The following is a 21,044-nucleotide window of genomic DNA, read 5'->3' as shown; positions in this document are numbered from 1 at the left end:
ATCCGCAAGGTATGGCTGGGTGCTTATATTACAACAGGCGAAGAGGCAATAACAGAGCGAGCTGACAGGAACCGCCGTATGCCGAACGGCACGTACGGTGGGGTGAGAGGCTGGGGCCGTGAGGCCCTCAGCCTGCTCGATCCTTCAGCCGCTGGAAGGGGTCGGAGGCGCTACCGGCGGATTCTCTTCGGCTTGTGGCACTGGTGGCATTCGTACTTAGGCGGATGGTCCGGCTTCAGTGCCGCCTCTCTCCCGGGGCCGTGGCACTTCAGGCATGCAGCGCTGTCGGTGAGCTCCACATTCCGGTGGAGCACATCATCAGGCACCTGCGTATACCGTTTGCCCGAGACGGCGTAGAGCAGTCCCAGGACAAGAAGCACAAAAACAACGAACCCTATCATGCTTTTCATGCGTACATTGTAGCATAGCCGCCACGGGAATATACACTTCTCGAGGAACATGATACTATTGAGCTATAAAGAATTATCATTGTTTTTTCGCCGGTTGTTCGACCTCGTGATACCGCAGTCTGCCTGGACTTCCTAACCTTGCAACGCATTGCCCGGATAGCGTTACTGCTTCGTTGTTTTGTACAAAGAATTCATTATAGAGTAAAAATTGAAGTCCTTGGTTTCGCCCTACGCGCTCGAACCATGGTACGGGTAAGGGAGGAGAGATGTCGCGGCTCTTCATGCCGAAAATAGCGGGAACGGTGGTCATTGCGCTGGTGCTCGGCAGCGTTATCGGGATCCTGTCCGGCTGCAAAAAGGAAGAGCCCGAGAAGATGACCGTAGCCGTCTCGATGCAGCCCTTGTCGGCCCCGGTGTATGTGGCCCATGCGAAGGGGTTCTTCGAGAGCGAGGGCTTGCAGGCAGTCCTCCAGCCGCACACTTCGGGCCGGGACGCGCTTGCTGCCCTTGTCAGCGGAAGAGCGGAGTTCGCCACTGTTGCGGAGACGCCGGTCATGTTTGCGGCGGCGAGAGATGAAAGGATATGCATCGTCGCCACGATCGCCGATTCGAGGAGGTACATGAACATCGTGGCACGGAAAGACAGGGGCATAGCAGTCCCGCACGATCTGGAAGGGAAGCGGATCGGGGTGAGTGCCGGTACCACCGCTGAGTATTATCTCTTTATCTATCTGACGTTCAACGGTATAGCGGAAGACCGGGTCAGGATGATCGGCGTGAGCCCGGAGAGGATGACCGAGGCGTTGGTAAGGGGGGAGATCGATGCTGCAGTGACGTGGCCTCCCTATATGATCGCACAGCAGCGTCTGCTGGGAAGCAATGCGGTAACGCTCTCGAACGAAAGCATCTATAAGGTATGGTGGAATATCGCAGCCGGCCAGGACTTTGCAAAGGCGAATCCAGAAACCGTAAAGGCGCTGCTCCGGGCGCTGCTCCGGGCGGAACGGTATATCAAGGATAATCCCGCTGAAGCGTCCCGTATCGTCGCCCGGTTCATCGGACAGGACCCGGGAAGCCTCGGCGACTACAACTTCGACGTACAGCTCGGCCAGGCGCTCATCCTCGATCTCGAGGACCAGGCCCGGTGGGCGATACGCAACCGGCTCATCCCTGTGGAGGGAGTACCGAACTTCCTGCGTCTGCTGTGTACCGAGGGCCTCGAAGCGGTGGCGCCCGGTTCGGTCATGGTGACCCATAAGTGAGGAGCTCATGACTATAGCAGCCCGTTTGAAGGGCAACGCACTGTTATTTGCCGGCATGGTGCTCGTCATAAGCCTGGTCTTCGCCGCAGCGCTCGAGATGCAGCGGGAGGCTTTTGAGCGGTCTCTCGTCGCCGATAAGCTCACGAGGGGGGCATACGATCTCAACAGCCTGAGCAACCGCTACCTGCGATATCCCGAAGAGCGTCCGAGAGAGCAGTGGATGCTCGCCTATGAAGCCCTTGCAGGAACTCTGGAGAGAGAGACGCTCAAAAGCCACGGCCGGCATGACATCATCGTGCGGATGAGCCGGACGCTCGACGACATGAGCGTGCTCTTCGGCGACCTCGTCGCCATGGAGGGGGAGCGCGGCGCCCGGGCGGCGATACCCGGTGCCGCTGATGAACGCCGGCGGGGTCTTCTTGCCGACCTGATAATCAAGCGGTCGCGCGAGCTCTCTCTCGATGCGGTCCGGCTCGCAACGCTCAATAATGAAGAGATCGCGCGCATCAACCGGAGGATCGTTGTATTTATCCCGGTCGTCGCCCTGGTGCTGACCGCCGTTACCTGGTGGACGTCGGCGCGCATCAGCAGGAGCATCACGGGACCGATCGGAAAACTCCGTGAAGGTGTCGAGACGATAGGCACCGGCAATCTCCATTTCCGCGTCGGCAGAGTCTCGGACGATGAGCTGGGAAAGCTCTCTGATGCCTTCGATCATATGACGGAGCGCCTGGAAACGACCACTGTCTCGCTCGATGAGCTGGCGAGAGAGGTTGCCGAACGCAAGCGGACAGAAGAGCAGTTAAAGCGGCTCAGCTACCAGAACAAGCTGATCCTGGAGTCCGCAGGCGAAGGGATCTGGGGTATGGATACACAGGGGACCGTCACGTTCATCAATAGAGCTGCCGCTGCCATGCTCGGCTATGAAACGAACGAGCTTGTCGGCAAGCAGAGCCATCAGCAGTGGCACCACACCAGGCCCGGCGGCGCCCCCTACCCTTCGGAGGAGTGCCCGATCTATGCGACCTATAAAGACGGGACCGACCATTCCGGCGAGGAGGTGTTCTGGCGCAAGGACGGTTCGGGAGTGACCGTCGATTTTACCAGCAAACCGCTCGTCGAAGAGGGTCTCATTGTGGGGGCGGTCGTCACCTTCAAGGACATCACCGAGCGGAAGCGGGCCGAAGAGGCGCTCCGCCTGAGCGAGCAGCGCCTGCGCGCGATCTTCGATAATGCCGGCGTGGGCATTGTCGAAGTAGAGACCGAGGAGGACCGGCTCATCGCTGTCAACGACCACCTCTGCGCGATCCTCGGATACCGGCGCGAGGAGCTGCTGGGCACGACGATACACGAGCTGACCTTTCCCGGTGATAGGGACCTCAGCGACCGGATCAACGAGCAGCTGCGCCGGGGGAACTACAGTCGCCTCGACTATGAAAAGCGCTATCTCCGGCGGGACGGCTCGCCCCTCTGGGTGCATGTGACGGTCTCGGCAGTGCGCGATGCCGAAGGGCGCCATCTGCGCTCCATAGGCACCGTCAAAGATATCAGCGAGCGCAAACGCGCGGAAGAGGAGCGGGAGCGGCTGCTCGGGGACCTGCAGCGCTCCAACAAAGAGCTCGAACAGTTCGCCTACGTGGCCTCGCACGACCTCCAGGAGCCCCTGCGCATGGTGGCGAGCTATGTTCAGCTCCTCGAGAAGAAGTACCGGGGGAAACTCGATACGCAGGCCGACAAGTACATCCACTTCGCCGCGGACGGCGCCCTGCGGATGCAGAAGCTCATCGAGGGACTGCTGGCGTACTCGCGCATTACCCGGAAGGGGGCCGCGTTCGGCCCGGTCGATACCAATACGGTGTTCTCGCAGGCGGTGAAGAATCTCACTGCCGCAGTACAGGAAAGCCATGCCGAGGTCACGAAGGACGATCTGCCCATTGTATCGGGCGATGAGCTGCAGCTCGTACAGCTCTTCCAGAACCTCATCGGCAATGCGATCAAGTACCGGAAGCCGGACACTCCCCCTGCGGTGCATGTCTCCGCCCGGAAAGAGGGCAGGGAGTGGGTCTTTTCGGTACGCGACAACGGCATAGGTATCAGCCCGGAATACCACGACCGGATTTTTCTGCTCTTCCAGCGCCTGCACAGCCGTGAGGAATATCCGGGCACCGGCATAGGGCTTGCGTTATGCAAACGGATCGTGGAGCGCCATCACGGGCGCATCTGGGTCGAATCGGCTCCCGGCGAAGGGGCCACCTTCTTCTTTACGATTCCCGAAAGGAGAAGCAAGAAGTGAGAAGTAAGAAGTAAGAAGTAAGAAGAAGGGAGTAAGAAGAAGGAAGAAGGGGGAGCTTACGGGAGTTCTTTTATTCTGGCTCCTGTTTTTACTTCCTACTTCTCGGTTCCCACTTCTCACTTGTCAGTTCCTACTTCTCAGTTCTTACTTGAATATTTAGAAGAGGAGGCGGAACATGAGTGACGAGACCGGCAAGGTCGTTGATATCCTGCTTGTCGAGGACAACCCGGGCGATGTCGAGCTGATCAGGGAGGCCCTGAGCGAAGGCAAGGTGAGGAATGAGCTGCATGTCGCTTCCGACGGCGTGCAGGCGATGCAGTTTCTCAGGAGAGAGGGGCCCTATGCGGAGGTGCCGTGCCCCGACCTCATCCTGCTCGACCTGAACCTCCCCCGGATGAGCGGCAGGGAGGTGCTCGAGGAGATCAAGTCGGACCCCGAGCTGAAGTTCATCCCCGTGGTCGTCCTCACGAGCTCGAAAGAGGAGGAGGATATCCTGAGGTCCTATAACCTGCATGCGAATTGCTACATCACCAAGCCCGTCAACTTCGAGCAGTTCCTGACCGTGGTGAGATCGATAGAGGACTTCTGGCTCACGCTGGTGAAACTGCCGTGCAGGACCTTCAAGAGAGGGTGATCGCAGTGAAGAACGCTTCGCGCAGCATACTGCTCATCGAGGACAACCGCGGCGATGCGGAGCTGATCAGGGAGCTGCTGGCTGACCGCGGAAGCGAGTATGCGCTCACGACGGCGGATCGCCTTGGCCCGGGCCTGGAGCTCCTCGACCGCGAACCGTTCGATATCGTACTGCTCGATCTCGGCCTGCCCGACAGCAGCGGTATCGATACGCTCGGGAGGCTTCAGGCTAAAAGCCCGGAGCTGCCGGTCATCGTCATGACCGGGATCGCCGATGAGGAGTGCGCGTCGCAGGCGATAGCCCTCGGTGCGCAGGACTACCTGGTGAAAGGGAAGATCGAGAGCGATCTCCTCCACCGCTCCATCCTCTATGCCATCGAGCGCAAGAAGGCGGAGCAGGCGCTGCGGGAGAGCGAGGAGCGCTACCGTGTTATTACCGAGACCGCCCAGGACGCTATCGTCACCATAGACGAGGAGAGCAGGATCGTGCTCGTCAATCCCGCTGTCGAAAGGATGTTCGGCTACGTCAGGAGCGAACTGGTCGGCAGTTCGCTCACCATGCTCATGCCCGAACGCCTGCGCAGGGCGCACTGCACCGCGGTGAAGCGGCATATCGCTACCGGCAAGAGGAGCCTGCCCTGGGACGCGGTCGAGATGCCCGGGCTCCACAGAGACGGCGGGGAGATACCCCTCGAGATCTCCTACGGGGAGTTCGTCAGGGAGGGGAGGCGCTTCTTCATCGGCATAGTCCGCGATATTACCGAGCGCAAGAGGGCCGAGGAGACCATCACGTACCAGGCGTACCACGACCTCCTGACCGGGCTCGCCAACAGGACGCAGCTCATGCTCAAGCTCGATCTCGAGCTGCCGCAGGCGAACCGGAACCACCGGAAGCTCGCCGTCCTCCACATCGATATCGACCGGTTCAGGGCGATCAACGACTCGCTCGGCCACGCTGCCGGCGATAAGATCATCCTGGCCGTTGCCGAACGGCTGAGGGCCCTTGTGCGCAAGAGCGATACCCTGGCGCGCATCGGGAGCGATGAGTTCATCATCCTCCTTCCGGACCTCAACCGGCCGGAAGACGCGGCCCTCTTCGCCCGCACCGTGGTCGAGACCATGCAGAGGCCTTTCACCATGGATGGCCGTGAGCTGTATGCAACGGCGAGCGTCGGCATCAGCATGTATCCGGAAGACAGCGAGCATGCCGGGATCCTGCTCAAGAACGCGGATATCGCGGTCTCGTACGCCAAGGAGCGGGGGAGGAACAACTACCAGTTCTTCAATTCCGATATCAACGTGAGGACCATTGAACGGCTGCTCCTCGAGAGCGACCTCCGGCAGTCGCTCGAACGGGGAGAGCTGGAGCTCCGCTATCAACCCCAGGTGAGTATCAGGACCGGCGAGATCGTCGCGCTCGAGGCGCTGGTCAGGTGGCGCCATCCGGTGCTGGGTTTGCTCGGCCCGGTGCACTTCATCCCCGTTGCCGAAGACATCGGGTTCATCACCGCCATAGACGAGTGGGTGCTCCGCGAGGCCTGCATGCAAGCGCGCACCTGGCAGGATACGGGCTGCCCGCCCCTCTGCGTGACGGTCAATGTGTCGGCGCAGAAGTTCCAGCAGCCCACGCTCGTCGAATCGGTAGCGGATATTCTGAAGGAGACGGGGCTGGCCGCGTGCTACCTCGACATCGAGATCACCGAGAGCACGGCGATGAGCGATATCGAGCTCGCGGTGCCGAACTTGAAAGGGCTCTACGAGATGGGTGTCGACCTCTCGATCGACGACTTCGGCACCGGGTACTCATCCCTGAACTACCTGAAACGGTTTCCGGTCCATAAGCTCAAGATCGACCAGTCGTTCATCAGGGGGATCCCTTCGGACGCCGACGACCAGGCGATCGTCAATGCGGTCATCGCGATGGGGCACAACCTGCGGCTGAAAGTCATTGCCGAAGGAGTCGAGACCGAGGACCAGCTCTCGTTCCTCCGCTTCCACGACTGCGACGAGATGCAGGGATATCTCTTCAGCGAGCCCCTGCCCCCGGAACGCATCGAAGCCCTCTTTGCACCGCAGAAATAGCGGTGTGCGGAACTCTGAGGAGCTGTCATTCCGGCTTTTGTCGTTTGAACAGATCGCTCTTGAAGAGGAGCCACAAGAGGCTCCGCATGCTCTTGAGGGCCACGGCGAGATCGTGAGGGGTCCTCAGCTCGAGGACCCTTTTCAGGATGAAGGAGGGCCGCGCATAGAAGCGCTTGAAGGCGATCCGGCGCAGCCTCAGGATATCGTCGCGGGTCATGGTGTGGGGGATGAACGCGGCGCCCTGGTAGGTGAAATCCGAGAGCTCATCGGACATGGTCCCGTACCGGTCGAGGTTATCGTAAAGGTGTGTCCCGGGGAAGGGCGTTATGGCATGGAAATTCGCGATGTCGGGATCGAGGTCGAGGGCGAACTCGATCGTCTGGAGCCCTTCCTCGAAGGTCTCCCCGGGGATGCCGAACATGAAGGGCGTGCTCACGCGCAGGCCGACGTCCTGCGCCGCCTTCACCGCTTTGCGGATCTGCTCGAGCGTCGTCCCTTTGCGGATGGTGTTGAGGTTTTTCTGGACGCCGCTCTCGGCGCCGAGGAGGATCGCCCAGCAGCCCGCTTCCCTGAAGGCCCTGAGCAGCGGTTTGTCGACCTGGTTCACGCAGGCAGAGGCGAACCAGGTGAAGTCGAGCTTCCTCCTCTTGATCTCCTGCGCAAGCCGCATGGCGCGGTCGTAGTCGGCGGCGAGCGTATCGTCGATGAACTTGATCTCCCGGTACCCCTGCGCGAGGCAGTGCTCGATCTCGGCGAGCACGTTGTCGACGCTGCGGCAGCGGATGCCGCTCTTCCGCGTCTTGTCGATCTGGAAGCAGTAGATGCACTGGCGGTTGCATCCGCGCGAGGTCATCACCACCGCTACCGGCTTCCTCCGGTAGGTGGCGGGCGGCGGGATATACTGCATCGCATCGCCCAGGAGCTCCCGCGCCGGGAAGGGGAGGGCGTCGAGGTCGGCGATCAGAGGGCGGGGAGGGTTTTTGACGATCCTCCCGCCCTCGCGGTAAACGCAGCCGTATACTCCCTCGAGACTTCTGCCCGCCTCCAGCCGCTCGACGATCTCGAGGGTCGTGTATTCCCCCTCGCCGGTCACGACGGCGTCGATGACAGGTCCGGCGTCCTCCAGGCACTTTTCCTGCACCGCGATCGGATAAGGGCCGCCCGCAGTGATGAGCACGCTGCTGCCGAATATCCTCCGTACCTCTTCCGCCGTTTTTTTCGCCTTATCCCATCCGAAGGTCGTCGAGTAGAGCCCGACAAAGCCGGGATCGAACCCCTTCAGCGCTTCGAGAACAGCCTGGTGGGTCATGAAAGCGCCGTTGAGAAAGACGACCTCGTGCCCCGCCTGCTTGAGGAGGGCGGCGACATAGAGCGTGCCGAGGGGCTGCCAGTAGTTAATCTGGGAGCTCGCGGTCTTCGAAGAGAAGATATCCTCCGGCACCCACGACGGTATGACTAGTGCGCAGCGCATTTCCCGGGCCCGGCCGCAGGGAGCGGCCTCTTCCCGTTCTTTCTCTTTGCAGCCGGAGCGTCCGCCGCGCTATGCTTCAGCGCCTGCTCCGCCGCCTCCATGCCCGAGGCGATGGCATGGTCCATGTTGTAGTAGCGGAACTTCCCGACCCGGCCGGCGATATGCAGGTTCTCGAATCTCCCGAGGTAGTCGTAGAGCACGGCAGAGCGTTCGGCGTAGCCGATCTCGAAGAGCGGGTAGGCCTTCGGCGCCCGCACCACCATGCCGTCGATGACGTCTTTCCGGGTGATAAAGCCGAGGCGCTCGAGGTGTTCCGCTGAGAGCGCGATGAGCCGCTCGTCCGTTTCATTCCATATCCTATCCCCTTTGAAGCAGAAGAACTCCATGACGAGGACCGTCTTGCCCGGCGGCGCCATCTTCTCGCTCCAGTTCGTCGGCTCGTGTATCCTGCCGAAGGGGATTTTCTGTTCGGGGATGTAGAGCCAGGTCAGGTCGGTGACCCTCTTCCGGTCGATCATGAGCGCCACGACGACGAGGTCCCGGAATTTGAGCTCCGACGCGGCCCTGATGACATCGGCGGGAGGCGCGGGGTCGAGGATGCGCACGAGCTGCGGCAGCGGTATGCTCGAAATGAATTCCTCGCCCTCGATCAGCTGCCACCCTCCCGGCGTGCGCACTTCGACTGCTTCGACGCACGCGCCGGTATGGAGGACGCGCTCCACCCGAGCCCCTGTCGTGACGGTGCTCCTCTTCTCTATCTCCTCTTTCAGGCGGTCCGCAATGCGGCCGATGCCCAGCTCGGGATAGATGAACTGATCGACGAGCGAGGGGATGTCCCTGCCGCTGAATTTGAAGACGGCGTTCTTGATCGCGGCGGCGAGGGAGAGGCCGCGAATGCGCTGTGCCACCCAATCGACGCTGATGCGCTTGCAGTCGATGCCCCAGACCTTCTCGCTGTACTCCTTGAAATAGATATCGAACATGGTGCGGCCGAAGTGGCTCACCACCCAGTCTTCGAGCGAGAGCTTTTCGGTCTCCTTGACGGTATGCCTGATCCGCTCGCCGAGGTAGTCGGCGATGATCTTCGCCGTTGTCGCGATCCCCATCCCGAACATGGCGTTGAGGGCCTTGAGGGGATAGTCGAAATATTTCCCCCTCAGGTATATCTTGCTCTTGCGCGGCACGAGGACCAGCTCGCCCTGCATGAGGTCACGCACAAAGCGGTCTATCGTCTCGTCTTTGCTGAAGAACCGATGGCCGCCCAGGTCGAAGCGGAAACCGCCTCTGACCACGGTCTTTGAGAGCCCCCCGACCGTGTCGTCCTGCTCGAAAAGCCCGACTGCGCACCCTGCTCCGGAAAGCACGTATCCGGCGGCAAGGCCGGTGAGCCCTCCTCCCAGTACGACGCTATGGTAGTTACCGTTAACCACTATGCTCTTTCTGTTGGTTCCGTTATTGCCCGTCGGGGAGGAGATGCTCGGGAAATGCAGGTGCTCTGCATAAAACCGCTTCCATCAGCCCTGCAGGGCATGCAGGGCTGATGGAGCACTGCGCGTTACCTCACGATAAGCACGGGAACATCGGCGTTATTGGCAACCTCTCTGCTGACGCTCCCCATGAAGAGGTGGGATGCCCTCCTGCCCCGTGAGCCGACGATGATCATACCAACCTTCTCTTTCTTCGCGGTCTTGAGGATCTCCTCGGCGGGATGCCCCTTCCTTACTACCGTCTTGATCCCGTTTACTCCTCTCTTCTCCAGGGCCTTCTGGTAATAATCGAGGATGCCCTGCGCTTTTCTATCCAGCGCTTCCTGATACTCCGTCCCTTCGAGCGCCTCCTTCAGCGTCGACAGCTCTGCATCGCCGAGCATTTCGTCGATGAGCGACCTGCCTTCGAATTTTTCTACATACACCAGCACGACACTTTCAGGGTTCATCTTGGTACATATATTGCCGCACAGCGGAAAGGCCTTTTTTATGCCCTTCGTATCGTCTACCGCAATCAATATCTTATCCATTCAGCCACCTGATCTCCGTTGAACCGTATCTATTTGCCATAGCCGCCCGCTGCCGCAGGCGCCGCCGGTGCCCCATATCCGCCGGCTGTAGGCGCCGGTGCTCCGTACCCGCCTGCTGCAGGTGCTGCTCCGTACCCGCCTGCTGCAGGTGCTGCCCCGTATCCGCCTGCTGCAGGTGCTGCCCCGTACCCGCCTGCCGCAGGCGCTGCTCCGTATCCGCCTGCTGCACCATGCCCCTGTGATACGTTGGCAGCCATGTCATGCTGCTGGCTGTAGACAGTCAGGAAGCCGAGAATCGCTACAACAATGCAGATTATCGCAATAGCCGGTGTCTTCATAGACCCTCCTCACTGGTGAACGTAAGAGACGTTTACCCCTTCTGTATTTTGAGATAAATCTTGCCGCCCTCGGTCTTCCGCTCCAGTATTTCATGCCCCGCCTGGTCGCACATCTGTGCGATGGTCTCGACGGATGACGGATTGTCGAGCACCATGTTGACGATCTCGCCCTCGCCCATCTTCTCGAGCGATTTCTTGCAGTAGATCTGCGGATGCGGACAGACATACCCGCACACATCGAGCATATACGTTTTATCCCCTGTTTTTTCGAATTTCATGGCCATGACGAATTCCCTCCTTTTTTTCTTGTTTTATTTTTTTTATCACTCGTTAAAACGATTCCATTTCTTTCGCCATCTTCCTCTCGGACCACCAGTTGAAGAACTTGACCCCGACAAAGGCGCCGCCAACCATGCCGACGCCGTACAGCCAGCCGCTGGGGTCGCCGCCTGCAACTCTGATGAAGAAGGCGCCGATGTTGCAGCCGAGGGCCGGACGCGACCCGATACCCATCAGAATGCCCCCGAGCAGTCCCCAGACGATGAGCTCGCCCTTGGGAAGCTTGAACTTGAACTCATTGCTGAGGCGGGCCATCACCATGGCGCCGAAGATGATGCCGAACGACATCCAGAGCGCGGGATTGCGCCAGGGCTCCGGGAGGCCGTTATTGATGCCGAAAAATATGTTGTCGCGCATGTTCCATCCGAACTTCTCGAGCACCCATGCGCCGAACTGTCCCTCCTGGCTGGTAATGTACCAGTACGTAGGGTCGAAGACCGTCCCCCTGGCGCCGACATCGCCCGTATGCCCCATCTTCGTCAGGAGCTGACCAAAGTTGGTGATACCGTACTTGATCTGCATCCCTTTCATGACGAAGATGTGGAGTCCTGCAACGATGCCGATGACCACGCCCATCAGGGTCGTCCGTTTCGATGCGGTGATCATGTTCCAGATGCCGGACAGCTCGTCGCTTAGCCCGGTGCTGCCCTTAGCTTTTTTCCGCTTCTTGATAAAGGCCTTCCTGATATAGAAGAAGTAGATTACGACGAGCAGCACGACTGCCGGCAGAAGCGCATTGATGAACGCGTCGCCGATGAAATACTTCCATATGCCGGGGAAGGCTTCCGCTATGGCCTTCGTATGGGACAACTGGACCGTGGGCTGATCCCACACGTAGCCGGCGAGATAGGTGTCGAAGGACGACGTCATCTTGTCGGCGGGAAGCCCCTTTGCGGCTGCGGCATCGATCCACTTCTGGGGCAGGAGGAAATTGAACCACTTCACATCCACGAATATCGCCTGGCCTATGCAGAGGCCGAAGAAGGCGGCGAGAAACGAGGTGCCGTTGCCTTCGCCGATTTTATAGAGGGAGCCCGATGCGCACCCCCCCGAGAGAACCATTCCGACACCGAATATCAATCCTGCAATCAACGTATGGACCCCGAACGGTGCAGGATGAAACGTACTCATGTTGGTCGAGGCGAGGATTGCCTGGATAATGCTGAAGAAGATCAGCGCCACCAGAATGCCGACCGCCATCCTCGGGACACCGGCGGCAAAAAGGTCTCGAGAGGCTGAAGCAAAGCAGAACCTGCCGTACTGCAGCATCATCCCGTACGCGAACCCGAACCAGATATAGACGACCACATACATATAATAGGGGTTCACCGAATAATACAAGAAGCTGGTCACGATAAGCGCCCCGGTAATAAGGAATGCCCATACCGTGTTCTTCCTTTCCACTGTGTCCGCGGCACCTAAACTTTTTCCGTTTATGACGTTCGCATCCACTCCTCCCATGCTTGTGGCCCCCTTCTGTTCGAAAATTTTGTGTTGTTTACACGCAAGACTCTTCGACGATGATCCCCCTCGTCGGTAGCGCCTCCACCTCCCTTCCTCCTTTGTTGTGATCGTTGTCTGCCGTCAGTGCTGCGGGGTCTCAGCGCTCTCTGTATAAGCTCGGCTTATACAGAGATAAGCTGATAACTAAGTAATCTGATACCTGTAGTTTTTTATAACAGACGAAGCAAGATGAAGTCAACAGGCAAGCCGGAGCGCACGGGATGTCGTTGTTTTGCGGCTGCTTGAAGAGCGGCCGCTTCGGTGCGGCCAGGGGCGCGTGCGCATCAATCGTAATAGACGGTGACGACCGTCCTGTGCTGGAATATGTTTTCCGTCCGTTCGAACGCCTTCACCTTGCGATGCTCTCCTGTCCTTCGCTTGATGCGGTCGGGCAGCAGCTGTCCCGGCTCCTCTCCTATCACGACGACCGCGCCGGCCTTTTCCTGCCGTTCAGACCCTCCCGGCGTTTCCGAATAGAAGGGAGGAGGGACATACTCCCAGGTGAAGCGCAGGGGCGATGTCGCGACATCGCCGGGCGGCGCGCTCTCGCCCGGCTCATGCAGATGCCTGATGCTTTTGGCGGTAAACAGGTCGAGCAGGGGCACGGCAACGGTCGTATTGACGGGCGAATGCAGCACGGGCAGCGTGTAGACATCGACAGCCCTCGCTTCAAGGGTGTCCAGGAATTCCCCCGCATCTTTCAGGTTTGCGGCGCTCATCCGGTGCAGGAACGGGAGGTACGCGCATCCGGCGACGACGAGCGAAGAGGCGACGGCGCACCATACGATGAAGTGTGCAAGGCGTCGCTCCCTGATTTCCCGCAGGCCGTACGACGCCATGAGCGCGAGCATGGGGAATGCCATGATGAGGTAGCGTATTCTCCTTATCTGCATGCCGACGACGAGCAGGAGCAGCCAGCATGCGATTATATAGCTGACATCCTTCTTCTTGAAGGCGGCGTACATGGAGTACAGGGCGGCGGCGGTGATGAAGGGATGCGTCTGGAAGAGAAACGTCGATGCGAAGCTCTCTCCCCACCGCTTCAGCCCGGGCCGCTGGTACTGCATCAGGAGCTGGAGCTGCCCGGAGAAAACGTCCATTTTATAGCAATAAAAGGTTCCTATCATGAGGAGAGCGAATGAAGCGATGAGGACGGCCCTCCGGAGCACGAGCCCCCTCTGCACCTGCGGGAGCGCTTCCGCCCCCTCTCCTCCGCGAGCGGCAGAGGATGACGGGGCCGCTGCGAGGCGCACCAGGAGTATGACCGGCAGCAGGGAGAGCATGATCCAGAGAGAGTACTTGGTGTAAAAGGCGAGGAAGATGGTGATGGACGAGGCGAGGAGCAGGCCCGTTCCACCCCGGCTCAGGGCCCTGATAAAGGTGAAGACCGAAAGCATAAGGAAGAACATGACGGGGACATCGACGAGCATGAGCGGTACCTGGGAGAAGAGGTAGGGTATGCCGAGAAGCAGAAGCCCTGCATAGAGGCCGACCGTCCTGTCCCAGAGGTCCCTCCCTACCAGATAGGTGAGCACGACCGTCAGCGAGAAGAGCGCGGTCGTCCCTATCTGTATGAAGAGCCGTGACTCCCCGAACAACGTGAATATCAGGCCGTAGAGGAAAGGGACGAGAGGAAGATCGGTCCATGCCATGATGCCCTTGCCCCATTCCTCGAGAAACGAGGCCGTCCCGTAGACTTCGAGGTGCTTTGCCTGGGAGAAATACCGTGCGGCGTCGACGATGGTTTCAGGCGTTGTCCAGAAGAGCGCTGCTGCAGTGAAGGAGAGAATGAAGAGAGAGACGGCCGGCCGGCGCTCAAAGAGGGATGTCCCCGACGCCAGGTAGGAAGCGGTGATCCCGGCGACGAGGGCGAGATAGACCGTCCCCGCATCGGCTGTCTGGAACACCCACTGCCAACTGGTGAGCCTGTTGTCGTCGAGTGCCCTGAGGAGGAAGAGCGAGGGGAATGCGCAGAGCGCCAGGAGGGCGACGTACAGGAAGTGATCGGCTCTCTTGTGCATGCCGCATCAGCGACGGCGGGGGCGGGCGCTGCTGAGAGGCGCAGAAAAGGGGAGAGTCGGACGACCCTCCCCTTTTCTGCTGCTGCCGGTCGCCGTCGCGCTACTTCTGCAGCGGATAATTCTTTGCTGCGGCATTCTGTATCGCCTGCTGCATCAGCTTGGCGCCCTGGTAGTCCTTGATCCAGGCGGCATATCCGAACTGCATAGTGAGTGCGTTGTAGCCGAGCGCTCTCAGCGCTACCACCGGCAGGTTCTGGGTCTGCCCGGTAACGCAGACGAGGATCAGTTTCTTGTCCTTCGGAAGCTTCTTGAGGCTCTCGGGCTTCAGGATGTCCTGGACCGTGATCTGAATAGCGCCCGGGATGTGCCCCTGGCCGTACTCAGCCGGGTTGGGCCTGACATCCACGATCAGGAAATCGGTCTTCTTTGCTTTTATCCATTCGTTGACTTCGTCCGGCTTGACCTGCCAGAATTTTTCGGCGGGCCCTTTCGAAAGCACGTCATTGAGCTTTTTCGCCATATCGTCCGCTGCATAGGCAGCGGGTACCAGTGACAGCATCACGGCTACTGCAAGTGCTAGTCTCAAACCAGTTCTGATCATTGTCCCTCCATCCCCTCTGCGTTGTCCAAGGTTTCCGTATGCCCCCATCCGTCCGGCGGAATGGTTCCCCTTCTCAATCACGGCGCCGCTGTCCGGCTCACCTCCTCCCCGTCGTCGTGCGTCGCTGCTAAAGGACGATCACTTTATCGGACTCGTGGTCCATGGCAGCGTTGTTGAACTGGCTGCCGCAGACTATCTCCGCGGGCACCCCCTGGGTCGGGGCGTTCAGCCCCTTTGCGCTGTGGTCGCAGAAGCTCATCGATACGCCCTTCATTCCGCACAAGGCGGTGTAAGCGGGATTGCCGAAGAGCTTCGTCCCTTCGTCCATCGTGAAGATCACCACTTCGTGCCCCTTCGAAAGCGCGGCCTTCGTCAGCCCTACAACGGCATCGAGATTCTTGTTCGTATTGACCAGCATTCCGAGTTTCATCTGTATTCTCCCTGATAGGTTTAGTATGCCGCTGTTACCATGAGATGACCTTGTCGCTGCCGGCGATAAGGTCGATGATCTGATTGTAGTCCTTGTCCGTTCTTATGTCTACAACCGTTACGTCATGCGCCTTTTTATGCTCGTCCATGATCTTCTTCAATGTTCCGTCGGCATCGTGCTTGACGAGATACAGAATTTTCATACAGGCCCCCTTCGGTTATTAGTTCTTGATGTACTGGGTGATGCTCACGTAATAAAGCCGGATCAATAAGGAATAATATGATCGTACTCGAGGAGTTTCTGCGCGATCTCCTCGGTGGAAAGATACTCCATCCCCCCGTTTTCCTTGGTGTTGGTGTAGAGCTTCATGTCCATGTCCCCCATGGTCTCGACGTTCAGGGTGTTGTCCTCCGTGTCTTCGACCTTCCTGTCCAGCACGTAGGTGTCGATGACGTCGTCCATGAGCGTAATGCCCACCGACATTCTGAGGGCTTCACCCTGCCGGTCCCTTACCAGCACAGCAATCTTTTTCGCCATTTCTGCCTCCCTTTCTGACCCCGGTTTTGAATGCAGACTATCCCCTCGTTGGACGGATATCTATACCGCCCAGCCAGAGCTTCTGCTGAACGGATTTTACCCGTTTGCGGGATATTCACATTTTTAGCATACTCGGGCAAGAAAAGTAAAACGTATTTTTATCATTTGTGCTGCCGGAAGGGGGGGCGCGCCGAAGAGGCGGGGGGAAGGGAAGGGGGCCGCTGCATGGCGAGCGGCCCCCTGGAACAGTCCGCGTTTATTCGTTCATCGGCTTTATGAACTTGAAGTACACCATGGTCCAGTTGCCGAGGATGATAGCGATGATCGAGACGATGCTCGATACGGACAGCGTGGAGAACCCGGTAACGCCGTGGCCGAGATTGCACCCGCCGGCAATCACCGCGCCGATTCCCATGAGGATGCTCCCGAAAAAGACGGTGAGGAGCTCCTGCGCTGTCGGTATCTTCCACTTGAACTCCTTGAGGCCGACCGAGCTCACCAGCGCGCCGAGGGGCACGGCGAAGATGAAGAACACGCCCCAGGTGCCGGTGAATATCCCCAGGAAGCTGAACTCCGGGAACGGCGAATGGGAGCTCTTGTACAGGACGGCGTTGAAGAGCTCGCGAATCGGCGTGGTGATCGCAAGCCCTCTCGGGACCCCGCCGAAATAGGACGATATCCACCAGGCGCTGATGGTCAGCACGCCTATGAGGATGCCGGTTAGCGTCCAGGAATATCCTTTCGCCTTGTTCTTCAGGAAAGGTTTGCCCGTTAACACAAAGGCGAGCATGGCGACGGACAGGACACCGATGGTGCCCCATTTCGCGAGCGGTCCGCCGCCGAAGAGGTCCCACAGGGCGGGATTGGCGACGCCGGAGACATCGATGCTGAAGCTCTTCAGGTACGCATAGAGGGGGTTCAGCATGCCTTCCAGGGTCATGACCACCCCGAAGAAGAACCCGATAGTCGCGACGAGCGCGGCCACCTGGCCCTCACCGAGCCGGTAGACGATACCGCTTGCGCAGCCGCCGGCAAGCACGATCCCTATTCCGAAGAGGAACCCGCCGATGATATTGGCTATGGGGACGAAGCGCTGCCTCATGAGGCTTACCGTAACGAATTCACTGGTCTCCGGGTCGAAGGCCATGAGGAGACCGGCGTCTTCAAGAAGGTTCGTCCCTATGATGGCGATGACCAGGCTCAACAGGTATGCCCTGAAGAGGGTATAGTCCTTGATAAACACGATATCTCTGAATGCCGAATTGAGGCAGAAGCGCCCTCTCTGCAGTATGAATCCAAGCGCCCCGCCGAGGGCAATGGCGGTCAGCACTGATAGGATGCTACTGAACTGCATACGATTCCCTCCAGACATGCGCATGATCTCCGCACCCGTTGCCTTTCGCAACCAGTACGGGCACTTTCGCGTTCTTCTCGATATCTCTTGATGCGCAGCCGGTCACGAGCTTCTGCAGCCGGGACTTGCCGCTGCATCCTACGACAATAAGGTCCGCACCCTCTTCTTCGGCGACGGAGAGTATCTCGTCCGCGGGACGTCCGTCCCGTACGACGGTTTTGATGCTGATCAATCCGCCGTGCTCGAGCTCTTTCTTGTAATGCGTAAGGATCCTCTCCGCTCTCCTGTTCAGCTTGTCGAGGTGCTCCGTGCCCTTTACCGACTCCTTCAGCGTCTCAACCTCGGAATCGCTGAGCATGTCGATCATCATCGAATTGCCCTCCAGCTGGTTCACATGGAGCAGAACGATCTTTTCGGGCGGCCGGACCAGGTTCCGGAAGACCGAAAGTATCGCCTTTGAGTCATTGGTGCCGTCAACTGCTATCAAGACCTTTTTCATCGCTACCTCCCGTTCAAAAATTTTTAAGGGTCATGCCCTTGCTGCTTTGCATCGTATATTGCAAATCATATGCCTGCCGAATCATTTTTATAATATCATTATAATTCAAAGGTTTGAGTGACTCTGCATATTTTTCTATTGACATAAAGATGTTAATTTGTTAACTATTAATCGTTAACGTTAACAAAAAATTAACAAGTTTAACACTTCTCGCCATGATAGAAGAGCTGCTGAAAGATCCGAAGTTCTTGCACGAGGTCTTCGAGACCATGAGAGACGGTCTTATGGTGGTCGATATCGAAGGGAATATCCTGTTCTTCAACAGGGCGGCTGAAGAGATAACCGGCTATCGCAGGGAAGAGGTCGCCGGGAAACCCTGCATCATACTCGACAGCGACACCTGCGTGGTCCTGACGGAGTCGGGGCGGAAGAAGAGCTGCGGGCTTTTCACCAAGGGAGCTGTGTGCAATAAGAGGTGCCGGATAAGGTCCGGCGACGGAAGGGCGGTGTATCTGCTGAAGAACGCCGTCGTCCTGAGGAACGAGGCGGGCGAAATAGTAGGGGCGGTGGAAACGATGACCGATATCACCTCGCTCTATTTAAAGGAACTGGAGCTCGAAGAGCTGAAACAGGAGCTGCGGGAAGAGTACTGGTTCATGGGCCTTCTGGGGAAGAGCACGCCGATGCAGAAGCTCTTCGAGCAGATACGCAATGCAGCCATGAGCGAGGCCCCTGTTTTGATAACCGGCGAAAGCGGCTCCGGCAAGAACCTCGTCGCCCACGCCATCCACAAGCTCAGCAGGCGCAAGGACGGGCCGTTCATAGCGATGAACTGCGGTGCGCTGAACGCCCATCTGCTCGAGAGCGAGCTCTTCGGCCACAAGAAGGGCTCTTTTACCGGCGCCATAAACGACAGGACGGGAAGGTTCGAGGCAGCGGACAACGGCAGCATCTTCCTCGACGAGATAGGGGACATGCCGAAGATCATGCAGGTGAAGCTGCTGAGGGTCCTCGAAGAGAAAGTGGTCGAGCGCGTCGGAGAGCATACGCCGGTCCCGGTGAACATACGGCTCATTTCGGCGACCAACAAGGACCTGCACGGTCTCGCCTCCAATGATGAGTTCAGGGAGGACCTCCTCTACCGGGTGAACTCCATTATCATCAAGGTGCCGCCGCTCAGGGAGCGGGTCGAAGATATCCCCATTATCGTTGCTCACTACCTGAGAAAAATATCTTATATAAATAACAAAACTATCCGGCGCGTCAACCCCGCGGCAATGGATATCATCGAAAACTATACCTGGCCCGGCAATGTGCGGCAGCTTATCAACGCACTCGAGCACTGCGCGATCACCTGCAAGGGCGATGCCGTCAATGTGTCGGACCTCCCCGATTACGTTTTCCACGAACGGAAGGCGGATGAGGGCGAGCAGAGCGTCGACGGCGAGAGGATACGCTCGGTTCTTGCCCAGTTCAGGGGTAACAAGACCCTGACCGCGAAACATCTCGGGATCAGCAGGGTTACCTTGTGGAAAAGGCTCAAAGAGCTCGGTATACAATGACGCGTTCGCCCCGGCAGGGATGCAGCGGGGAAGAGAGGGAGACTGCCTCTCCGAACAATAGGGCGGATGCTCGCGTGCGGAACGGGGTGCGTCATGTGCTCGGCAGGCTGGCCCGAAAGGCGTCATCCTTTTTTTCGTCTGTCTTCGGCCGCGGGGAGACGGCTGCGCATACGCCGCACCTCCGCCGTGAGCGGAGACACGACCTCAGGCTCACGGGCCATCTGCTGGCCCTCTATGTAAAGCCCCTCGCGAACGAGCTGCACAGGAAGACTCCCAAAGGGCTGAAGTACCTGAAAGAATCCTGCTCCAGTACCAGGTGAATGGACTTCCCCGATGACTGTACGTTCATCGATTACAGTATTCTGGACGTCAGGAAAGCCGAGAAAAAGCTGAGACCCTATCCTCCGTATATCCGTGAAGAGGTGGTCCAGGAGCTCGAAAAGCTCAATCCGGAGCTTGCCCTTCACCTGAGAGAGCTCCTCGACTGAGCCCGCCGATCAGCTCCCTCGTCTCTCTGCCGTTTCCTCGAATGAGGAGCGAGCTCCCCAGAATGGTAAATAGATGTTGTCTGTGAAAATGAAATAGTGTACAATTATCGATAGTTATTCCGATGGCACATCTGTTGCTGTATTTCAATACTATTGCAGAAAGGAGGTGAACAGGAATGAAGCTGAAATCCATTCTCGTTTTGCTGGTTGCTATCGTATTTACCCTCGGCGTCGTCGGACTTGCGTTTGCCGCTGATGTAAAGGGCAAAGTTACCAAGGTCGAGGGGAGCAAGGTCACGGTCAAGACCGCTGACGGCAAGGAGACCACCGTCGAGGTGAAGAACCCGAAGGAAGCCAAGGTCGGCCAGGATGTAGAGATCAAGGGCGACAAGGTGCAGAAGAAGGCGGTAACCGGCGGCTATTAAGATATCTTCGGATCGCGGGATCGCGAACCAAGGGTGAGTGCTGACGAGGCATTCACCCTTTTTTTGTGACCCCGTAGTGTAAACTAGAGGCATCATGCCGGCATGGAAAGACAACGTCCGCTTCGTCCTCGTCGAGCCCCGCGAGCCGGGCAACATCGGCGCATCGGCACGGGCGGTCAAGAATATGGGGTTCAAGAACCTCGCCCTCGTCAACCCCGCGCCCCTCACCGGAGAGGAGCAGTGGTTCGCCCATAATGCCGAAGAGGTCCTGCAGCGGGCGCCGCGCCACACCGGCCTTGCCGATGCGATCAAGGATGCGTCGCTCGTGGTCGCCGTGGCGCGGCGGACCGGCAGGCGGCGCGGCATGATCCTCCCGCTCGACGAGGCCGTGCAGCGGCTCTACGAAGAGGCGAAGAGCCACACGGTCGCGCTCCTCTTCGGCAGAGAGGACCGCGGCCTCTACAACAGAGAGGTCGATGAATGCGGCCTGCTCCTGACCATCCCTTCGAACAAGGAGCACCCCTCGCTGAACCTCTCTCATGCCGTAGCCGTCGTCGCCTATGAGCTTTCACGGGCCGAATTCCGCACCGGGAGCGCTGCAGCAGGCCCTCCCGGACCGCAGGCCGCCCGGCGCTACCGGGTCAAGCACGGCGAGCTGGATGCCCTCTACCAGCGGATCGCAAACGTGCTCGCGCTCCTCGACTACCTCCCGAGGGGCGACCGCGACATCGAGCAGCACATCATGCAGAACCTGAAGCACTTCATCGGGAGGGCAGGGC

The 21,044-nt window shown here is 58.8% G+C and carries 23 protein-coding genes; 9 read left to right on the top strand and 14 right to left on the bottom strand.

The annotated features are described in order from the left end of the window. Nucleotides 1-170: 170 nt before the first annotated feature. Complete coding sequence (locus AB1805_16785) at nucleotides 171-410, bottom strand: hypothetical protein (GenBank protein MEW5747087.1); 240 nt, start codon at nucleotides 408-410, stop codon at nucleotides 171-173. A gap of 266 nt (nucleotides 411-676) precedes the next feature. On the opposite strand from AB1805_16785, the gene AB1805_16780 reads away from it, so the two are divergent. The 4 genes from AB1805_16780 to AB1805_16765 all read left to right on the top strand — a co-directional run bounded on the left by AB1805_16780 (nucleotide 677) and on the right by AB1805_16765 (nucleotide 6,680). Next, nucleotides 677-1,672 (top strand): ABC transporter substrate-binding protein, encoded by a 996-nt coding sequence (locus tag AB1805_16780; GenBank protein MEW5747086.1) that lies wholly within the window; start codon nucleotides 677-679, stop codon nucleotides 1,670-1,672. A gap of 7 nt (nucleotides 1,673-1,679) precedes the next feature. Beyond that, the gene (locus AB1805_16775; GenBank protein ID MEW5747085.1) at nucleotides 1,680-3,965 is read left to right on the top strand and encodes a PAS domain S-box protein; all 2,286 of its coding nucleotides are present in this window, start codon (nucleotides 1,680-1,682) and stop codon (nucleotides 3,963-3,965) included. A gap of 175 nt (nucleotides 3,966-4,140) precedes the next feature. Next, a complete protein-coding gene (locus AB1805_16770) occupies nucleotides 4,141-4,599 on the top strand; it encodes a response regulator (GenBank protein MEW5747084.1) in 459 nt (152 codons plus the stop codon). After that, a complete protein-coding gene (locus tag AB1805_16765; GenBank protein MEW5747083.1) occupies nucleotides 4,596-6,680 on the top strand; it encodes an EAL domain-containing protein in 2,085 nt (694 codons plus the stop codon). Before AB1805_16770 ends, AB1805_16765 begins: the two co-directional genes overlap by 4 nt. 25 nt (nucleotides 6,681-6,705) lie before the next feature. Here the strand turns inward: AB1805_16765 and AB1805_16760 are convergent, their stop codons facing one another. The 13 genes from AB1805_16760 to AB1805_16700 all read right to left on the bottom strand — a co-directional run bounded on the left by AB1805_16760 (nucleotide 6,706) and on the right by AB1805_16700 (nucleotide 17,790). Then, nucleotides 6,706-8,151 carry a radical SAM protein gene (locus AB1805_16760; protein MEW5747082.1) on the bottom strand — a complete coding sequence of 482 codons (1,446 nt, stop codon included), beginning with the start codon at nucleotides 8,149-8,151 and terminating at the stop codon, nucleotides 6,706-6,708. After that, nucleotides 8,136-9,581 (bottom strand): FAD-dependent oxidoreductase, encoded by a 1,446-nt coding sequence (locus AB1805_16755; protein MEW5747081.1) that lies wholly within the window; start codon nucleotides 9,579-9,581, stop codon nucleotides 8,136-8,138. The genes AB1805_16760 and AB1805_16755 overlap by 16 nt, the downstream gene beginning before the upstream one ends. Nucleotides 9,582-9,706: 125 nt before the next feature. Continuing rightward, nucleotides 9,707-10,168, bottom strand: a complete 462-nt coding sequence (locus AB1805_16750; protein ID MEW5747080.1) for a universal stress protein — start codon at nucleotides 10,166-10,168, stop codon at nucleotides 9,707-9,709. Further along, on the bottom strand, nucleotides 10,161-10,430 hold the full coding sequence (locus AB1805_16745; protein MEW5747079.1) for a hypothetical protein: 270 nt from the start codon (nucleotides 10,428-10,430) through the stop codon (nucleotides 10,161-10,163). The genes AB1805_16750 and AB1805_16745 overlap by 8 nt, the downstream gene beginning before the upstream one ends. Before the next feature lie 108 nt (nucleotides 10,431-10,538). Continuing rightward, on the bottom strand, nucleotides 10,539-10,790 hold the full coding sequence (locus AB1805_16740) for a sulfurtransferase TusA family protein (protein MEW5747078.1): 252 nt from the start codon (nucleotides 10,788-10,790) through the stop codon (nucleotides 10,539-10,541). A gap of 46 nt (nucleotides 10,791-10,836) precedes the next feature. Next, nucleotides 10,837-12,249, bottom strand: coding sequence for a YeeE/YedE family protein (locus AB1805_16735; GenBank protein ID MEW5747077.1), 1,413 nt, complete (start codon nucleotides 12,247-12,249; stop codon nucleotides 10,837-10,839). A 383-nt stretch (nucleotides 12,250-12,632) separates the two neighbouring features. Further along, nucleotides 12,633-14,369, bottom strand: coding sequence for a glycosyltransferase family 39 protein (locus AB1805_16730; protein MEW5747076.1), 1,737 nt, complete (start codon nucleotides 14,367-14,369; stop codon nucleotides 12,633-12,635). Between the two features lie 100 nt (nucleotides 14,370-14,469). Then, nucleotides 14,470-14,970, bottom strand: coding sequence for a rhodanese-like domain-containing protein (locus AB1805_16725; GenBank protein ID MEW5747075.1), 501 nt, complete (start codon nucleotides 14,968-14,970; stop codon nucleotides 14,470-14,472). A 127-nt stretch (nucleotides 14,971-15,097) separates the two neighbouring features. Then, nucleotides 15,098-15,400, bottom strand: coding sequence for a hypothetical protein (locus tag AB1805_16720; GenBank protein ID MEW5747074.1), 303 nt, complete (start codon nucleotides 15,398-15,400; stop codon nucleotides 15,098-15,100). 34 nt (nucleotides 15,401-15,434) lie between these two features. After that, nucleotides 15,435-15,602 carry a hypothetical protein gene (locus AB1805_16715; GenBank protein MEW5747073.1) on the bottom strand — a complete coding sequence of 56 codons (168 nt, stop codon included), beginning with the start codon at nucleotides 15,600-15,602 and terminating at the stop codon, nucleotides 15,435-15,437. Between the two features lie 62 nt (nucleotides 15,603-15,664). Beyond that, complete coding sequence (locus AB1805_16710) at nucleotides 15,665-15,937, bottom strand: hypothetical protein (GenBank protein ID MEW5747072.1); 273 nt, start codon at nucleotides 15,935-15,937, stop codon at nucleotides 15,665-15,667. A gap of 256 nt (nucleotides 15,938-16,193) precedes the next feature. Then, on the bottom strand, nucleotides 16,194-17,291 hold the full coding sequence (locus AB1805_16705; GenBank protein MEW5747071.1) for a YeeE/YedE family protein: 1,098 nt from the start codon (nucleotides 17,289-17,291) through the stop codon (nucleotides 16,194-16,196). After that, complete coding sequence (locus tag AB1805_16700; protein ID MEW5747070.1) at nucleotides 17,278-17,790, bottom strand: universal stress protein; 513 nt, start codon at nucleotides 17,788-17,790, stop codon at nucleotides 17,278-17,280. The genes AB1805_16705 and AB1805_16700 overlap by 14 nt, the downstream gene beginning before the upstream one ends. Nucleotides 17,791-18,005: 215 nt before the next feature. On the opposite strand from AB1805_16700, the gene AB1805_16695 reads away from it, so the two are divergent. From AB1805_16695 to AB1805_16675, 5 genes are all read left to right on the top strand, one after another. Continuing rightward, on the top strand, nucleotides 18,006-19,352 hold the full coding sequence (locus AB1805_16695; protein ID MEW5747069.1) for a sigma 54-interacting transcriptional regulator: 1,347 nt from the start codon (nucleotides 18,006-18,008) through the stop codon (nucleotides 19,350-19,352). A gap of 74 nt (nucleotides 19,353-19,426) precedes the next feature. After that, a complete protein-coding gene (locus AB1805_16690; GenBank protein ID MEW5747068.1) occupies nucleotides 19,427-19,672 on the top strand; it encodes a hypothetical protein in 246 nt (81 codons plus the stop codon). Beyond that, nucleotides 19,673-19,840: a hypothetical protein gene (locus tag AB1805_16685; protein ID MEW5747067.1), complete on the top strand. Its 168-nt coding sequence runs from the start codon at nucleotides 19,673-19,675 to the stop codon at nucleotides 19,838-19,840. 176 nt (nucleotides 19,841-20,016) lie between these two features. Beyond that, nucleotides 20,017-20,265: a selenite/tellurite reduction operon protein ExtJ gene (gene extJ, locus AB1805_16680; protein ID MEW5747066.1), complete on the top strand. Its 249-nt coding sequence runs from the start codon at nucleotides 20,017-20,019 to the stop codon at nucleotides 20,263-20,265. 94 nt (nucleotides 20,266-20,359) lie between these two features. Further along, nucleotides 20,360-21,044 (top strand): RNA methyltransferase (locus AB1805_16675; protein ID MEW5747065.1); only part of this gene is annotated, 685 nt, incomplete at its 3' end.

It is taken from the genome of Nitrospirota bacterium, assembly GCA_040752355.1.
Classification (GTDB): Bacteria; Nitrospirota; Thermodesulfovibrionia; order Thermodesulfovibrionales; family Dissulfurispiraceae; genus JBFMCP01.
The sequence above is the reverse complement of the archived record's forward strand: the minus strand, read 5'-3'. Positions and strand labels throughout refer to the sequence as shown.

What these genes read in the sequence shown, in the direction of transcription:
- AB1805_16750 (MEW5747080.1), bottom strand. Translation starts at nt 10,168, where the DNA reads ATGGATAAGATATTGATTGCGGTAGACGATACGAAGGGCATAAAAAAG.
- AB1805_16695 (MEW5747069.1), top strand. Translation starts at nt 18,006, where the DNA reads ATGATAGAAGAGCTGCTGAAAGATCCGAAGTTCTTGCACGAGGTCTTC.
- AB1805_16705 (MEW5747071.1), bottom strand. Translation starts at nt 17,291, where the DNA reads ATGCAGTTCAGTAGCATCCTATCAGTGCTGACCGCCATTGCCCTCGGC.
- AB1805_16745 (MEW5747079.1), bottom strand. Translation starts at nt 10,430, where the DNA reads ATGACATGGCTGCCAACGTATCACAGGGGCATGGTGCAGCAGGCGGAT.
- AB1805_16715 (MEW5747073.1), bottom strand. Translation starts at nt 15,602, where the DNA reads ATGAAAATTCTGTATCTCGTCAAGCACGATGCCGACGGAACATTGAAG.
- AB1805_16725 (MEW5747075.1), bottom strand. Translation starts at nt 14,970, where the DNA reads ATGATCAGAACTGGTTTGAGACTAGCACTTGCAGTAGCCGTGATGCTG.
- AB1805_16770 (MEW5747084.1), top strand. Translation starts at nt 4,141, where the DNA reads ATGAGTGACGAGACCGGCAAGGTCGTTGATATCCTGCTTGTCGAGGAC.
- AB1805_16720 (MEW5747074.1), bottom strand. Translation starts at nt 15,400, where the DNA reads ATGAAACTCGGAATGCTGGTCAATACGAACAAGAATCTCGATGCCGTT.
- AB1805_16685 (MEW5747067.1), top strand. Translation starts at nt 19,673, where the DNA reads ATGGACTTCCCCGATGACTGTACGTTCATCGATTACAGTATTCTGGAC.
- AB1805_16760 (MEW5747082.1), bottom strand. Translation starts at nt 8,151, where the DNA reads ATGCGCTGCGCACTAGTCATACCGTCGTGGGTGCCGGAGGATATCTTC.
- AB1805_16710 (MEW5747072.1), bottom strand. Translation starts at nt 15,937, where the DNA reads ATGGCGAAAAAGATTGCTGTGCTGGTAAGGGACCGGCAGGGTGAAGCC.
- AB1805_16700 (MEW5747070.1), bottom strand. Translation starts at nt 17,790, where the DNA reads ATGAAAAAGGTCTTGATAGCAGTTGACGGCACCAATGACTCAAAGGCG.
- AB1805_16785 (MEW5747087.1), bottom strand. Translation starts at nt 410, where the DNA reads ATGAAAAGCATGATAGGGTTCGTTGTTTTTGTGCTTCTTGTCCTGGGA.
- AB1805_16775 (MEW5747085.1), top strand. Translation starts at nt 1,680, where the DNA reads ATGACTATAGCAGCCCGTTTGAAGGGCAACGCACTGTTATTTGCCGGC.
- AB1805_16740 (MEW5747078.1), bottom strand. Translation starts at nt 10,790, where the DNA reads ATGGCCATGAAATTCGAAAAAACAGGGGATAAAACGTATATGCTCGAT.
- extJ (MEW5747066.1), top strand. Translation starts at nt 20,017, where the DNA reads ATGAAGCTGAAATCCATTCTCGTTTTGCTGGTTGCTATCGTATTTACC.
- AB1805_16780 (MEW5747086.1), top strand. Translation starts at nt 677, where the DNA reads ATGTCGCGGCTCTTCATGCCGAAAATAGCGGGAACGGTGGTCATTGCG.
- AB1805_16730 (MEW5747076.1), bottom strand. Translation starts at nt 14,369, where the DNA reads ATGCACAAGAGAGCCGATCACTTCCTGTACGTCGCCCTCCTGGCGCTC.